At 71.6% G+C, this 14696-nt stretch carries 14 protein-coding genes; 6 read left to right on the top strand and 8 right to left on the bottom strand.

From position 1 onward, the window contains the following. Positions 1-92: 92 nt before the first annotated feature. The 8 genes from ACFWTE_RS23630 to ACFWTE_RS23595 form a co-directional block, all read right to left on the bottom strand. Complete coding sequence (locus ACFWTE_RS23630) at positions 93-746, bottom strand: bifunctional DNA primase/polymerase (protein ID WP_378782050.1); 654 nt, start codon at positions 744-746, stop codon at positions 93-95. A 96-nt stretch (positions 747-842) separates the two neighbouring features. After that, entirely contained in the window at positions 843-1841 is a 999-nt protein-coding gene (gene hemB, locus ACFWTE_RS23625) for a porphobilinogen synthase (protein ID WP_378782048.1), read from the bottom strand. Positions 1842-1947: 106 nt separating this feature from the next. Continuing rightward, entirely contained in the window at positions 1948-3636 is a 1689-nt protein-coding gene (locus ACFWTE_RS23620) for a uroporphyrinogen-III synthase (RefSeq protein ID WP_378782051.1), read from the bottom strand. Positions 3637-3742: 106 nt separating this feature from the next. Next, complete coding sequence (gene hemC / locus ACFWTE_RS23615) at positions 3743-4705, bottom strand: hydroxymethylbilane synthase (RefSeq protein ID WP_378782047.1); 963 nt, start codon at positions 4703-4705, stop codon at positions 3743-3745. After that, on the bottom strand, positions 4702-6213 hold the full coding sequence (locus ACFWTE_RS23610; protein WP_378782046.1) for a glutamyl-tRNA reductase: 1512 nt from the start codon (positions 6211-6213) through the stop codon (positions 4702-4704). Before ACFWTE_RS23610 ends, hemC begins: the two co-directional genes overlap by 4 nt. 142 nt (positions 6214-6355) lie before the next feature. Continuing rightward, positions 6356-7051, bottom strand: a complete 696-nt coding sequence (locus ACFWTE_RS23605) for a redox-sensing transcriptional repressor Rex (RefSeq protein WP_378782045.1) — start codon at positions 7049-7051, stop codon at positions 6356-6358. A gap of 311 nt (positions 7052-7362) precedes the next feature. Further along, on the bottom strand, positions 7363-7629 hold the full coding sequence (locus ACFWTE_RS23600; protein ID WP_378782044.1) for a glutaredoxin family protein: 267 nt from the start codon (positions 7627-7629) through the stop codon (positions 7363-7365). Between the two features lie 34 nt (positions 7630-7663). Continuing rightward, on the bottom strand, positions 7664-7921 hold the full coding sequence (locus tag ACFWTE_RS23595) for a MoaD/ThiS family protein (protein ID WP_378782043.1): 258 nt from the start codon (positions 7919-7921) through the stop codon (positions 7664-7666). Positions 7922-8030: 109 nt separating this feature from the next. Here ACFWTE_RS23595 and ACFWTE_RS23590 point away from each other — a divergent pair, with 109 nt between their 5' ends. The 6 genes from ACFWTE_RS23590 to pstB all read left to right on the top strand — a co-directional run bounded on the left by ACFWTE_RS23590 (position 8031) and on the right by pstB (position 14475). Then, positions 8031-8792 (top strand): winged-helix domain-containing protein, encoded by a 762-nt coding sequence (locus ACFWTE_RS23590; RefSeq protein ID WP_378782042.1) that lies wholly within the window; start codon positions 8031-8033, stop codon positions 8790-8792. A 271-nt stretch (positions 8793-9063) separates the two neighbouring features. After that, positions 9064-10128 (top strand): hypothetical protein, encoded by a 1065-nt coding sequence (locus ACFWTE_RS23585; RefSeq protein WP_378782041.1) that lies wholly within the window; start codon positions 9064-9066, stop codon positions 10126-10128. 140 nt (positions 10129-10268) lie between these two features. Continuing rightward, a complete protein-coding gene (gene mshD / locus ACFWTE_RS23580) occupies positions 10269-11261 on the top strand; it encodes a mycothiol synthase (protein ID WP_378782040.1) in 993 nt (330 codons plus the stop codon). A 336-nt stretch (positions 11262-11597) separates the two neighbouring features. Further along, entirely contained in the window at positions 11598-12560 is a 963-nt protein-coding gene (pstC, locus tag ACFWTE_RS23575; protein ID WP_378782039.1) for a phosphate ABC transporter permease subunit PstC, read from the top strand. Next, positions 12560-13639 (top strand): phosphate ABC transporter permease PstA, encoded by a 1080-nt coding sequence (gene pstA / locus ACFWTE_RS23570; protein ID WP_378782038.1) that lies wholly within the window; start codon positions 12560-12562, stop codon positions 13637-13639. The genes pstC and pstA overlap by 1 nt, the downstream gene beginning before the upstream one ends. A gap of 56 nt (positions 13640-13695) precedes the next feature. After that, positions 13696-14475: a phosphate ABC transporter ATP-binding protein PstB gene (pstB, locus tag ACFWTE_RS23565; RefSeq protein WP_378782037.1), complete on the top strand. Its 780-nt coding sequence runs from the start codon at positions 13696-13698 to the stop codon at positions 14473-14475. Positions 14476-14696 lie beyond the last annotated feature (221 nt).

Raw genomic sequence — 14696 nt, 5'->3', positions numbered from 1 at the left:
GGTTTGCGGCACCTCAACACTTTTGACGCGGATGCCGAACATTCGACGACAGGGAGACACACTCCGATGACCGACACGATCCAGGGCGCCCGTCAGCCCGAGAACTCGGCGCTGGCGTCCGCGAGGATGCCGAGCACCGCGATCGGGTCGGGCAGCGGGACCGGCCCGCCCGCGTCGAGCGGGGTCCGGATCCAGGTGACCCGGTTGCCGGAGGGCATGAGGGAGGGGGCGCCGAGGACGAAGCTGTCCCGGCAGTGCCAGCGCAGGCCCGGCATCTCCTCGACGCCCTCGGGCACGCAGTCCAGGTGGCAGGACCACCACTCGTCCTCGTCCACGGGGGAGCGCGTGGCCACGAAGAACAGGTAGCGGGAGGAGTCGACCGCCGCGACCGGTCCGGCGGGGATCCCCGACCGCCCCATCCGCGCGAGCGCCATCAGCCCCGCCTCGCGCGGGACGTCGAACACGTCGAAGACCCGGCCGGTCGGCAGGATGACGTTGGCGTCGGGGGTGGCCGTCCACCAGCGCCGCAGGGTGGCGGCGTCGGTGCTGGCCTCCACTCCCCAGGCCATCGTCACCGGGTGCGCCGCCGGGTCCGGACAACCCATCCGGTCGCAGTTGCACGCGCGGTCCTCGCCGGGCGCGGCGCCGCGCGCGACCGGCCATCCCAGCTCCGCGTAGCGCAGCGCCGCGTCGAGCATGCTGTCCGTCGTGTGGCGGCGCTTGCGTCGGTACAGTACGTCGGCCATGGGGCCTCCCCGGTGGTCGTGCTTGGTCCAGGCGCGGCCTCCGTCGGAAGGGCCCGGCGCCCGGCGACCGCGACCGGGGCGAAGGGCCTGGTCGCGTTACCGCAGAAGGAGGGCCGCCTCGGTGGCCCAGTACGTGAGGATCTGTTCCGCACCCGCCCGCCGGTACGAGGTCAGGGTCTCGACGATGGCCCGCTCCCGGTCGATCCACCCGCGCTCGGCGGCGGCCTCGATCATCGCGTACTCACCGCTGACCTGGTAGGCCGATACGGGCACCGGGGACGACTCCGCGACCTTGGCGACGATGTCGAGGTAGGCCAGCCCCGGTTTGACCATGACCATGTCGGCGCCCTCGGCGACGTCCAGGGCGACCTCGCGCAGGGCCTCGCGGGCGTTGGCGGGGTCCTGCTGGTAACCGGAGCGGTCACCGAACTGCGGGGCCCCCTCCGCCGCCTCACGGAAGGGGCCGTAGAAGGACGACGCGTACTTGGCGGCGTAGGCGAGGATCGGCACCTGGTGGAACCCGGCCCGGTCCAGCCCTGCGCGGATGGCCGCGACCTGGCCGTCCATCATCCCGCTGGGTGCCACGACGGCCGCCCCGGCCTCGGCCTGGGCCGCGGCCACGGACGCGTAGCGCTCCAGGGTGAGGTCGTTGTCGACGTGTCCGCCGGTCTCCAGCGGTCCGCAGTGCCCGTGCGAGGTGTACTCGCACAGGCACAGGTCCGCCATGACCACGAGGTCGTCGCCGACCTCGGCCGCCAGGTCGCGCAGGGCGACCTGGACGATCCCGTCGGGGTCGTCGGCGCCCGATCCGCGCTCGTCCTTGTGCGCGGGGATGCCGAACAGCATGAGCCCGCCGACCCCCGCCGAGGCGGCCTCGTGGGCGGCCTTGCGCAGGCTGTCACGCGTGTGCTGCACCTGGCCCGGCATCGAGGAGATCGCCACGGGTTCGGTGATCCCCTCCTTGACGAACATAGGAAGGACGAGGTTGCGCGGAAGCACCCGGGTCTCGGCGACCAGTCGACGCAGCGCCGGTCCACGGCGCAGGCGGCGGGGACGGGCGGCGGGGAAGGCGGCGTCGTGGCTGGAGGCGGTCAATGCGGGACTCCCGGATGTGGGTTCGCGGAGTGGACGTGTGGTCTGGGGCCTGGCTCCCGGTCCGCCATGCGCTCGACCTCGCGGCCGGAGCGGACGAGGGGCACCTCTACAGCTTGCGTCGGCGTCCGCGGCGCTTCTGGCTGGGCTTGAGGACGGGCTTGCCGGACTCGACCGCTTCACGGCTCCTGGCGGCACCGTACTCCGACAGGGCCCGGGCGAGGGCCGAAACCGAGGCTTTGGGCGCCACCACGTCGACGCGCAGGCCGAACTCGACGGCGGTCCGCTCCGTCTCCGGGCCGATCACCGCGATGACGGTGGTGTTGTGCGGCTTGCCCGCGATCCCGACCAGGTTGCGCACCGTGGAGGAGGACGTGAACAGCACCGCGTCGAAGCCACCGCCCTTGATCGCCTCACGGACGGGTGCGGGCGGGGGCGCGGCGCGCACGGTGCGGTACGCGGTGACGTCGTCGGTCTCCCAGCCGAGGTCGGTCAGCCCCGCGACGAGGGTGTCGGTGGCGATGTCGGCGCGCGGCAGCAGGACCCGCTCGATGGGGTCGATCTCGTCGTCGTAGGGCGGCCACACCGACACCAGACCGGCGCTGGACTGGGCGTCCCCGGGCGGTGTCAGGTCCGGTTGGATGCCGAACTCGCGCACCGCGTCGGCGGTGGCCTCGCCCACGACGGCGACCTTGACCCCGGCGAACGCGCGCGCGTCCAGACCGTACGACTCCAGCCGCTCGCGGATCGCCCTGACCGCGTTGACGGAGGTGAACGCCACCCACTGGTAGCGGCCGGTGACCAGCCCGCGGACGGCGCGCTCCATCTGCTGCGGGGTCCGCGGCGGCTCCACCGAGATGGTCGGCACCTCCTCGGGCACCGCGCCGTAGCCGTGCAGCTGGTCGGACAGGGCCGCGGCCTGCTCCTTGGTGCGGGGGACCAGGACGCGCCACCCGAACAGCGGGCGGCCCTCGTACCAGGACAGTTCCGGTCTGCGGGCGGCCGCGGGGCCGACGATCATGAGCGCGGGCGCGGTGGCGTGGTGGTTCTTGGCGTCCTTGGCCTTCAGGTCGGCGACCAGGCGGGCCAGGGTGGAGGTGACGGTGGTCTGCCGGGTGGTCCCTCCCGCGCGCACCACGGAGACGGGGGTGCTCGCGGGGCGTCCGCCCGCGACGAGGGTCTTGCACAGTACGTCGAGACCGGGGCCGCGGTGTTCGGGCGCCTCGTCCGCGGGGGCGTCGCCGCCCATGATGACCAGGGTGGCGTCGCTGGCGGCGGCCTCGTTCCAGTCGACCTCGGCCTTGCCGTGCGGACGGGCGTTGAGGATCCGTACCTCGGCGCTGTCGTCACCCAGCAGGGGGATGCCCGCGAACGTGGGGACGGAGGTGATGGAGGAGACACCGGGGGCGACCTCGGCCTCGACGCCCGCCTCCTCGCAGGCGGCGACGAGTTCGGCGCCGCGGCAGCCGAAGAACGGGTCTCCGGAGTACAGGCGCACGACCCGCTGCCCCTCGCGGGCGCGGGCGACCGCGAGGGCGTTGAGGTCGCCGCCGCACTCGTCGGCCTGGAGTACGGAGACGCCCTCGGAGCAGTGGGAGAGGAGCTCCTCGCGGAACCCGGCGAGTTCCTCGGCCGCGGTCTCCCGCAGGGTGATGACCACGTCGGCGCGGCTCAGCAGCTCGGCGCCGCGCAGGGTCAGCAGGTCGGCGCTGCCCGGACCGGTCCCGACCAGGGCGACGTGCCCGGACCGGGTGGTGGCGCTCGGCTCCTCCGGCTGGGGGTTGGCGTTGGCGTTCACGTACTGGCTCCTCTGTGTGGTCACCGGCGTCCCTGTGCGCGGAGTTCTCCGGGGTGCCGGCGTGTGCGGCGGGGTCCGGCCGAGGAGCCCCGCCGTCGACTCCTGGTCAGGGTGTGTCCCTCTCGGCGAAGGCCTCGGCGACGATCCGGTCGGCGCCTTCGCCGATCATCTGACGTGCCAGGTCGCGGCCGAGCGCGGTGGCGGCGGCCAGGTCCCCGGGCGAGGCGAGGTCGGCGGTGCGCTCGCGGCGCACGGAGGTGGTTCCGTCGGTGGAGACGACGGCCGCGCGCAGGCGCAGGCTGCCCGTCCCCGCGTCGTACTCGGCGTACGCGCCGACGGGGGCGGCACACCCCGCCTCCAGTTCGGAGAGGACGGTGCGCTCGGCGACGACGGCGGCCCGGGTGGCGGGGTGGTCCACGGTGGCGAGGTAGGAGAGGTCGCCGTCCCGGCGCTCGACGGAGCACTCGACGGCGAGGGCCCCCTGACCGGGGGCGGGAAGCATCCGCTCGGGCTCGAAGACGTCGGTGACGTCGCCGGTCCGGCCGACGCGGCCGAGACCGGCGTAGGCGAGGACGACGGCGTCGAGCTCACCGGAGGTGACCTTGCCCAGGCGCGTCTCGGCGTTGCCGCGGATGGGCAGGTAGGTGAGGTCCGGGCGGAGGGCGGCGAGCTGGGCGACGCGGCGCGGGGAACCGGTGCCGACCCGCGCCCCGGCGGGCAGGTCGGCGAACGCGAGGCCGTCGCGGGCGCACAGGGCGTCGCGGGGGTCGTCGCGTTCGGGGATGGCGGCGAGGACGAGCCCGTCGGCGGGCGCCGTGGGCAGGTCCTTGAGGGAGTGGACGGCGAAGTCGATGGTGCCCGCGACGAGTTCGTCGCGCAGGGCGTTGACGAACACGCCGGTGCCGCCGAGCTGGGTCAGGTGGGCCTTGGTGACGTCACCGAAGCTGGTGATCAGCTCCAGTTCGATGGCCTGGCCGGTGCGCTCGGTGATCGCGTCCGCGACCATCCGGGACTGGCTGGTCGCCATGGTGCTGCGACGCGTGCCGAGTTTGGCGGGGGTGCCCGTCATGCCTTCTCCTGTGCGGACCGCGCCGCGGTGCTGGGACGGCCGGACACGGTCAGTGCCTCCGGCGTCTTGGGGTCGAGGTCGAAGAGTTGCCGCAGGGCCGCCTCGTAGGACTCACCGTCGGGTGCGGCGGCCAGTTCCTTGACGCGCACCGTGGGCCGGTGGAGGAGCTTGTCGGCGACGCGGCGCATCGCGCGGGTGATCTCCTCCCGGGTGCGGTCGTCGATGTCGTCGGGCAGGCGGCCGTGGAGGCGGGAGAGCTCGGCCTCGACGACGTCCCTGGCCTGGGAGCGCAGGGCGACGACGGTGGGGGTGACCTGGTTCGCGCGGCGGACCGTGCGGAACTCGGTGACCTCCTCGTCGACGATCCCGCGTACGAGGGTGAGGGCGCTGGAGCGCTCACCGCCGCCGCCGACGGCGGCGCCGGTGGCGGCGGCCTGGCGCAGGTCCTCGATGTCGACGAGGCGCACCCCCGGCAGGTCGCGCACTGCGGGGTCGATGTCACGGGGAAGGGCGAGGTCGAGGAAGACCAGGGGCCGGGTGCGGCCCGCGGTCGCCGCGGCGACGGCGTCTGCGGTGAGGACGAGGCCCTGGGCCCCGGTGCAGGAGATGACGAGGTCGACGTCGGCGAGGACCCCGGCGGCGTCGGTGAAGGGCACGGACCGGGCCCCGACGGTGTCGTAGGCCTCGGTGAGGCACTCGGCGAGCCGCGCGGCGCGTTCGGGGGTGCGGTTGGCGACGACGACCGTGCCCGCGCCCTGTCTGGAGACGGTGTTGGCGGACAGGGCGCTCATGGAGCCCGCGCCGAGGACCAGGACGCGCAGGCCGGTGAGAGGGCCGTGCGAGGGCCGGGCGAGCCCGGGGGCGTCGCCGGTGTCACCGGGGGACGGGGACATGGGGCAGCCGACGGGCGGTACCGTGCCCACGGCGGGGACGGTCCGGTCGGCGGTGGTCTCGTCGGCCCCCGTCGGTCCGATGCCCAGGTCGCGGGCCGCGACGGTGAGGCCGAAGCTGACCATGTCGGCGCCCGCGTGGTCCAGGTGGGTCTCGGTGTGGGCGCGCTTGCCCACCCGCAGGGCGCGTTGGCCCAGGTCGTTGAGGACGCGGCCCACGGAGCCGGTGTCCTGTCCCTCCTTGAGGGCGTCGCGCACCTGGCCGAGGATCTGCCCCTCGCCGACGACCATGGAGTCCAGGCCGCACGTGACCGAGAACAGGTGCTGGACGGCGCGGTCCTCGTAGTGCACGTAGAGGTGTTCGGAGAGTTCCCCGAGGGGTACTCCGCTGTGCCAGGAGAGCAGTTCGGTGATGGCGGCCACTCCGCCGTGGAAGGCCTCGACGTCGGCGTAGACCTCCGTCCGGTTGCAGGTGGAGACCACCATGACCTCGTTGACGGTGTCGGAGCCGACCATCTCCCCGATCGCCTTGGTGCGCGTCTCCCCGTTCAGCGCAACGCGTTCGAGAAGCGCCACCGGCGAACTCCGGTGACTCAACCCCACGGCCAGGACACTCATCCGCATTCTCCTATGCAGGCACGACACAGCGTCTCTCTATGCTCCGGCACGGCGGCCGCCCCCTGCGGCCAACCCCCCGGAGCGCGGCGCACACTCGCTCTTCGCCCACCGCTCCTACCGGCTTCTCGAACCGGAACACGTCTCATGTCAGTTCCAGTCCCGCCCTCTCCGGGACGCGGCCGTCGCCGTCCGCCCTGCGCTGCGCGTGGAAGGCCAGGATCTGGAGTTCGATGGACAAGTCGACCTTACGCACATCGACCCCGTCCGGCACACTGAGGACGACCGGAGCGAAGTTGAGGATGCTGCTCACCCCCGCCTCCACGAAGCGTGTGGCGACACCCTGGGCCGAGGCCGCGGGCGTCGTGATGACGCCTATGGAAACGCCCTTGGAACGGACGACTTCCTCCAGGTTGTCAATATGCCTCACGTCCAGGGACGCAACGCTCTGCCCGACCATGTCGGGGTCGGCGTCGAGGAGGGCCGCGATGCGGAAGCCACGGGTGCCGAAACCCCCGTAGTTGGCCAGTGCGCGGCCCAGGTTTCCGATCCCGACGATGGCGACGGCCCAGTCCTGGGTGAGACCAAGCTCACGCGAGATCTGGTAGACGAGGTACTGGACCTCGTAGCCCACCCCCCGGGTCCCGTAGGAGCCCAGGTGGGACAGGTCCTTGCGGAGCTTCGCCGAGTTGACCCCGGCCGCGGAGGCGAGGTCCTCCGAGGAGACGGTGAGCGTGCCGCGGTCCTCAAGTGACTGGAGCGCGCGCAGGTAGACGGGGAGCCGGGCGACGGTGGCCTCCGGGACACCCCTGTCCCGGGGCCGTGGTGGACGACTGATCACAGGCGGGTGCTCCTGAGCGGCGGTCGGTGCGGACGGGAGGCGGGGGCTCGGGGCCGCTCGCGCGCGGCCCGGCTTCGGTGGTACGCGCGGTTGTGCTCCCGACAGGTCGGTGGACCTAGATTACGCGCTTGTGAAAGCACGCACAAAGTGGGGTCCGCTGTGACGCCCGGAACAGAAGTTCCCACGCCCGGGGAACTCGGGGACCGGCGGAAAAGAGGGAGCGGCGCCCCCGGGTTCAGGACACCCGGAATGGAACCGGTGTGAGTATTTGTGGTCGGAACCGACGTTTTCCATCTCTCGAACCCGCCCGCTCAGCCCCCGAGCGCCGTGCGCAGCCGCCCCTCCTGGACACGCCAGAAGTCGTGGCGCCGCCCGTCCACGAACGTGACCGGGATCTTGTCCCAGTACTCCTCGCGGTCGGCCTCGTCCACCCCGTCGAGATCCACCTCCGCGCGACTCGCGCCGACCTCCTCCGTGACGGCCCCGATCGTCCGCCACGCGTCCTCGCACAGGTGACACCCCGCCCTGCCGAGCATCACCACACGCGCACTGCCCGCCCACTCCGGGGTTTCTGTCATGTTTCCTCCTGGTTTTCCTGGCCTTTCGGGCACCTCAGCCGCCCGCGAAGGGCGGTAGGACCTCGATCACAGTCCCCTCCGAGACCGCGACTTCGCCATGGGGCCGCGACCCGACCGGCCGCTCGTCCACCAGGAGCGACGAAGCCCCTAGTACGCGCAGGAAGCGGCCGTCGGGGTGGTGGCGACACGCCGCCGCGAGGGCCTCGGCGAGAGTGTCCGCCTCGACGTGTTCCTCCGCTGTTCCGGCCGCTTCCTTGGCCGCTGCCCAGTACCTGATAGTGCACTTCGCCATCTATTGATTATCCTTGGTGTTGCTCGGAGGCGACATATTAAAGACATCTTCACCGGGGGCAATGGCGCCTTCGATCGTCCGCATAGCGCGGGTTGACGAGAAGAGACGCATGAGCCATCTGCTGCTGTTGACGAACTCCAACGAACCGTCCGACCATGTGCTGCCGGCCCTCGGACTCCTCCTGCACTCCGTGCGGGTGGCTCCCGCGGAGGCCGGAGCCCTACTGGCATCCGGGGCCGCCGGCAACGCGAACGCGCCCGTCGACGCCATTCTGGTCGACGCCCGCACCGACCTCGCCGCGGCCCGCAACTTCTGCCGCCTGCTCGACACCACGGGGCTGGAGTGCCCGCTGCTCGTGGTCCTCACCGAGGGCGGTGTCGCGGCGCTCACACCGGACTGGCAGGTCCACGACTTCATCCTGGCCACCGCGGGACCCGCGGAGGTCGAGGCACGCCTGCGGCTGGCCGTGGGCTCCGCCGAGGCCGGGACCGACGACCCCGACGAGATCCGCCGGGGCGACCTCGTGATCGACGAGGCCACCTACATCGCCCGGCTGAGGGGACGCATCCTCGACCTCACCTTCAAGGAGTTCGAGCTCCTCAAGTTCCTGGCGCAGCACCCCGGCCGGGTGTTCACCCGCGCCCAGCTGCTCCAGGAGGTGTGGGGCTACGACTACTTCGGCGGTACCCGCACCATCGACGTCCACGTCCGGCGCCTGCGCGCCAAGCTCGGCCCGGAGTACGAGTCGCTGATCGGCACCGTGCGCAACGTCGGCTACCGCTTCGTCCCCGACCCGGTCGCCAAGGCGCCGTCGGCCGAGGCCGCCGAGCCGCTGCCCGCGGCGCGGAGCGCCGAGCCCAGCACCACGTAGCTCCGGGTAGGAACACCGGGACACCACGGCCGTGAACACCCCGGGGCGCCGCGCATCCGCGCATGGCGCCCCGGAGCCGTCCCCGGCCGGGAGCGGGACCCATCTGAGGCGATGACGTAAAGGCATCACTCGAACACTCGTTTTCCGTGGCCGCAGGTCCTAAGATCGTGGAGCACCCGAACCCCGGGGACGGTCAGGCGCGGCGAACTCCTCGCAACCGGGTGCGGCCCGAGCAGCCTTGGCGCGCCACCCCGAGGAGTGAATCGCACCGATGCCCCTGACCGCCGCGAGTTTCCCGCTCACGTCCGGACGCCGCCGGGCGGGTGTCGTCCTCGGCGCCGCCTTCGTCGGTTCCGGCCTCGTCGCCGTGATGTCACCGGCGTACGCGGACCCCACCTCCCCCGAAAGCCCCTCCCCCGTGCCGTCCGCCGTCGTCGCGTTCGCGAGCGACGCAGAAGAGGTGGTGCTGGGCAGGCCCGCCACTCCCAACGCGGTCACCGCGACCAACAACGGCAACGTCTCCCTCTGCCTGGTCCGCCTGGACGTCAAGGGCGAGGGGTTCGCCTCCTCCGGTTTCGTGCCCCGGGCGGTGGGGCCCGGGGAGGAGGCTTCGGCGGGCGTCGTCACCGGTGCTCCACGCCAGTCCACCGACGTCGTCGCGACCCTGACCTACGCCCTGGCGGCGGAGGGTGCGGACTGCTCCGCCCAGGGGTCCCCCACCAGCTACACCGTCTCCACCGGCACGTGGACGGTGTCCGTGGCCAAGCCGGACCCCTCGCCGTCCCCCACGGAGGACCCGGGCGGGGAGCCGACCGAGGAACCCACCAAGGAGCCCAGCGAGAAGCCGACCGAGAAGCCGCCCGGGACTCCGTCGGACCGGCCCACGCAGACCTCCGACCCGAGCCCCACCAGAACCCCCGGTGACGGCGGCGGTGGGAGCGACGGCGGCGGTAGGAGCGACGGCGGCGGTAGGAGCGACGGCCGCGACCTCGGCTCCAACAGCCCGTCCGCGCGTCCCGGTTCGCCCCGCGGCGGTGTGGACGACGTGCCCACCAGCGGCGCCGCCATCCCGACCCTGCCGCGCGACGACGCCGACCTGCCCGAGATCGCGCCCGGCTCCGAGGACCTCGCCGAACTGCCCCTGGTCTCCCCCCGGTCCGACGATGGCATCGACGAGACCGAGGTGGCCGCCGACCACGGCGACATGGGACCGAACATGGCCCCGGCGGTGCTGCTCGCGGCACTCCTCCTCGCGCTGCTGCTCGCCGCGCCGCTGGCACCCGTGCGCCGCGTCCGTATCGGAGGCGGATACCAGGGCAAGCGCCGCAAGGGGTGAGGCGGCGGGCCGGGCGAGATCCTTCGCACACACGGAGGGCCGACGAACCGACCGAAAACGAGGCCGCACAACAGGACAAAAGCCTCACGCCGCGAGGCTGACCGAATCTTTGCGACCCCTCCGTCGTAGGCTTTCGGTCCATGAGCACCCCGCTAGTCACCGATGATCTGGCCTCCGGCCTGGCCGACCAGGTCCTGACACTCGCCGAATCCGCTCGCAGCGAGGACGGCGTCGCACCGCTGTCCGAGCACACCCTGCTCCGTGTCCGTCACGGTGCGCCCTCCGGGAGCAGCCGCTTCCATGTCATCACCGACGACGACCGCGTGGTCGGCTTCGCGTTCATCGAACGCGTCCCCGGCGAACCCGACTCCGGCGAGATCGCCGTCGACCCCGCGTACCGGGGTCGGGGACACGGCACCGCCCTGCTCCACTCCGTGGACCGGGACGCGGGCCCCGACGGCGTCCGGGTGTGGGCTCACGGGCGCACCCCGCAGGCCGTCTCGGTCGCGGAGGACGACGGCTGGACCTCCGTCCGCGAACTGCACAAGATGCGGATGCCGCTGCGCGACATCCCGGCCGACGAGGCGGGAGGCCCCTGGGAGGCGCCCGCGCTCCCCGAACCGGCGCTCCGGCCCGACGTGGCCGCCGGCGTCCAGGTGCGGGAGTTCGTCGTCGGCCAGGACGAGGAGGCTTGGCTGACCGCCAACGCGCTCGCGTTCGCCGACCACCCCGAGCAGGGCCAGCTCACCCTGGACGACCTGCTCCAGCGCGAGATCGAGGACTGGTTCGACCCCCGCGGCTTCTTCCTCGCCACCACCAAGGAGGGCAAGGTCGCGGCGTTCCACTGGACCAAGATCCACGCCGACGGGGCCGGGCTCACCGACGGCGAACCCGTCGGTGAGGTCTACGCGGTCGGTGTCGCCCCGTCCTGGCAGGGCAGCGGCCTGGGGCGGACCCTGACACTGGCCGGTCTGCGGTACCTGCGCGACGCCGGGCTCCGCTGGGTCCACCTCTACGTGGACGGTGACAACGAGGCCGCCGTGCGGCTGTACGAGTCGCTCGGGTTCGGCATGTGGGACACCGACGTGATGTACGCGCCGCCCTCCCACAGAGAGCGGAAGCCCTCCGCCTGACGTGCGGCTCATCACATTCACCGGGCAATTCCCCTACCGCCACGGTAGTGCGACGCCTCGTTCACCCCCCGTTCACCTTCCCTGGGACAACTGGTCACCTCCTACGCCTACCTTCGCAATCGGCGCGGGACGACCATTTCGCGCACGGTGGTCGTGGAACAGCGGCCACCGGAAGGCAACACGCGGGGCACGGCGGCCTCCTGCGGGGGATTCCCCGGCACGGGGAACCGCGGGACCCGCCCGGAACAACGAGAACAGGCGCACACGGGGATGTCCGGTGCACACCGCGCCGCCCCGGCGACCCGCACCGCAACCCTTCCGAACCGGAGCCAATCCATGACGACCACGGACGCGCCCCAGGCGGCACCGCCGCCCACGGGCAAGCGCCGGATGGGCGACGTCGTTTTCGCCGGCACCGCCCGAGGCTCGGGCATCGTGATCCTGCTGATCCTCGCCGGTGTCGCCGCCTTCCTGATCGTTCAGGCCTGGCCCTCCCTGGCCGCCAACACCGCGAACTTCCTGACCTCCCAGGAGTGGGAGGCCAACGTCCGCGAGTCGCCCGCGTTCGGCGTGGGCGCCCTGGCGTTCGGTACCGTGCTCGCCGCCGCGATCGCGCTCCTCCTGGCCACCCCGGTGGCGATCGGGATCGCGCTGTTCATCGTCTACTACGCGCCCCGCAAGCTGGCCTCCCTGCTCGGCTACCTGGTCGACCTGCTCGCCGCCATCCCCAGCGTCGTCTACGGCCTGTGGGGCATCGGCTTCCTCGCCCCCCAGCTCGTGCCGGTGTTCGAGGGCATGACCCGCTACCTGGGCTGGATCCCCCTGTTCGCGGGCCCCGCCTCCACCTCGGCGCGCACCATCCTGACCGCAGGTATCGTCCTGGCCGTGATGATCCTGCCGATCATCACGGCGATGTCCCGCGACGTCTTCCACCAGGTACCCCAGGGGCACCGCGAGGCCGCGCTCGCCATGGGCGCCACGCGCTGGGAGATGATCCGCCTCGCCGTCCTCCCGTTCGGCAAGTCCGGCATCGTCGGCGGCGCCATGCTGGGCATGGGGCGCGCCCTCGGCGAGACCATGGCCGTCGCCATGATCCTCTCCCCCTCCCTGGCCATTTCCTGGAACCTCCTCCAGAGCGGTAACCAGACCATCGCCGGGCACATCGCGCTCCAGTACCCCGAGGCCACCGGCTACGGCGTGTCGGCGCTGATCGCCGCCGGACTGGTCCTGTTCGCGATCACCCTGGCTGTCAACATGGGCGCACGCTACGTCGTGGCGCGTGGGAACAAGGAGTCCTGATGAGCCTGACGACCACGCAACCGCCCGGCCCCGAGATGGGCCCCGCCAAGTCCGACCTGCGCCGCGGCTCACTGCCCCACCGCTTCCCCGTAGCCCTGCTGGCCGCCACCGCCGCCGTCGTGGCGGGTGTCCTGCTGGCCTTCTCCTCCTTCGGGTTCGTCCTGTGGGGCCTACTCACCGCCGTCGCCTACGCGGTGATCGTCGTGACCGCGTCCGCCCGGGTCGAGGGCGGCCGCAAGGCCAGGGACCGCCTCGTCACCACGCTCGTCTACGGCTGCTTCCTGCTCGCGATGCTGCCGCTGGTGTCGGTGCTCTGGACCGTGCTCGGCAACGGCTTCGCACGGTTCGACCCCTACTTCCTGTCCGTGTCCATGAACGGCGTGCTGCCGAGCATGGACGCGGGCGGCGCCTACCACGCGATCGTGGGCACCCTCGCGATCACCGGCCTGGCCACGCTCATCTCGGTGCCCATCGGCGTGATGACCGCCGTGTACCTGGTCGAGTACGCCGAGGGCCGCATGAAGCGGACCATCATGTTCTTCGTCGACGTCATGACGGGTATCCCGTCGATCGTCGCCGGACTGTTCGTCGTGGCACTGTGGATGATCCTATTCGGTCCGGGCGCGACCAACGGCGCCGCCGGCGCGATCTCCCTCGCCGTGCTGATGATCCCGGTCGTGGTCCGGTCCAGCGAGGAGATGCTGCGGCTGGTGCCGCAGGACCTGCGCGAGGCGTCGTACGCCCTGGGCGTGCCCAAGTGGCGGACCATCACCAAGGTGGTGCTCCCCACCTCGGCTGCCGGTCTGACCACCGGAATCATGCTCGCCATCGCGCGCGTTATCGGAGAGACAGCACCGCTGATCCTCACCGCGGGGTCGTCGGCGGTATCGATCAACTGGAACCTGTTCGACGGGCAGATGATGAGCCTTCCGGTCTTCATCTACTCCCAGGTCCGCATGGGCGGCGCCGTCAACTACGAGAGGGCCTGGGCCGCAGCGCTGACGCTGATCCTTGTGGTCATGCTGCTGTTCTTCCTGGCCCGCATGATCGGCCGCCTGTTCGCGCCGAAGGCCCGTTGACCCCTACACCAACCGCCCACGTCCCGCGCGTGGAGCAGACTGACGAGGAACATCCAGTGGCGAAACGAATCGACGTCTCCGGCCTCAACGTCTACTACGGCGACTTCAAGGCCGTCGAGGACGTGTCGATGACCATCGAGCCGCGGTCCGTGACGGCGTTCATCGGGTCGTCCGGCTGCGGCAAGTCCACCTTCCTGCGGACCCTCAACCGAATGCACGAGGTGACCCCCGGCGCCCGCGCCGAGGGCAAGGTCCTCCTGGACGACCTGGACGTCTACGGTCAGGACGTGGACCCCGTCATGGTGCGCAGCGAGGTCGGCATGGTCTTCCAGAAGGCCAACCCGTTCCCGACCATGTCGATCTACGACAACGTCATCGCCGGTGCCCGTCTCAACAACCGCCGGATGAGCCGGGCCGAGGCCGACCAGCTGGTGGAGCAGTCGCTGCGCGGCGCGAACCTCTGGGAGGAGGTCAAGGACCGGCTGAACAAGCCCGGTTCGGGCCTCTCCGGCGGCCAGCAGCAGCGCCTGTGCATCGCCCGCGCGACGGCCGTGAAGCCGTCCGTGCTGCTGATGGACGAGCCGTGCTCCGCGCTCGACCCGATCTCGACCCTGGCGATCGAGGACCTCATCCACAAGCTGAAGGAGGACTACACGATCGTCATCGTCACCCACAACATGCAACAGGCGGCGCGTGTGTCCGACCGGACCGCGTTCTTCAACCTGTCGGCTCCCGGCAAGCCCGGCAAGCTCATCGAGATGGGCGAGACCAACCAGATGTTCACGCGGCCGGGGAAGAAGGAGACCGAGAACTATATCACCGGGCGCTTCGGGTAAAGACAGGTCTGAGCAGCGCCCGGCGATGGTGGGGCGCTTCGGGTAAAAGAGGTTCGAGCAGCGCCCGGCGATGGTGGGGCGCTTCGGGTAAAGAGCCACCTGACCAGCACAAACAGGGCGCCCAGTGATGGTGGGGCGCTTCGGGTAAAAGAGGTTCGAGCAGCGCCCGGCGATGGTGGGGCGCTTCGGGTAAAGAGCCACCTGACCAGCACAAACAGGGC

The sequence above is a fragment of the Nocardiopsis sp. NPDC058631 genome (assembly GCF_042716955.1).
GTDB lineage: Bacteria > Actinomycetota > Actinomycetes > Streptosporangiales > Streptosporangiaceae > Nocardiopsis.
The sequence above is the reverse complement of the archived record's forward strand: the minus strand, read 5'-3'. Positions and strand labels throughout refer to the sequence as shown.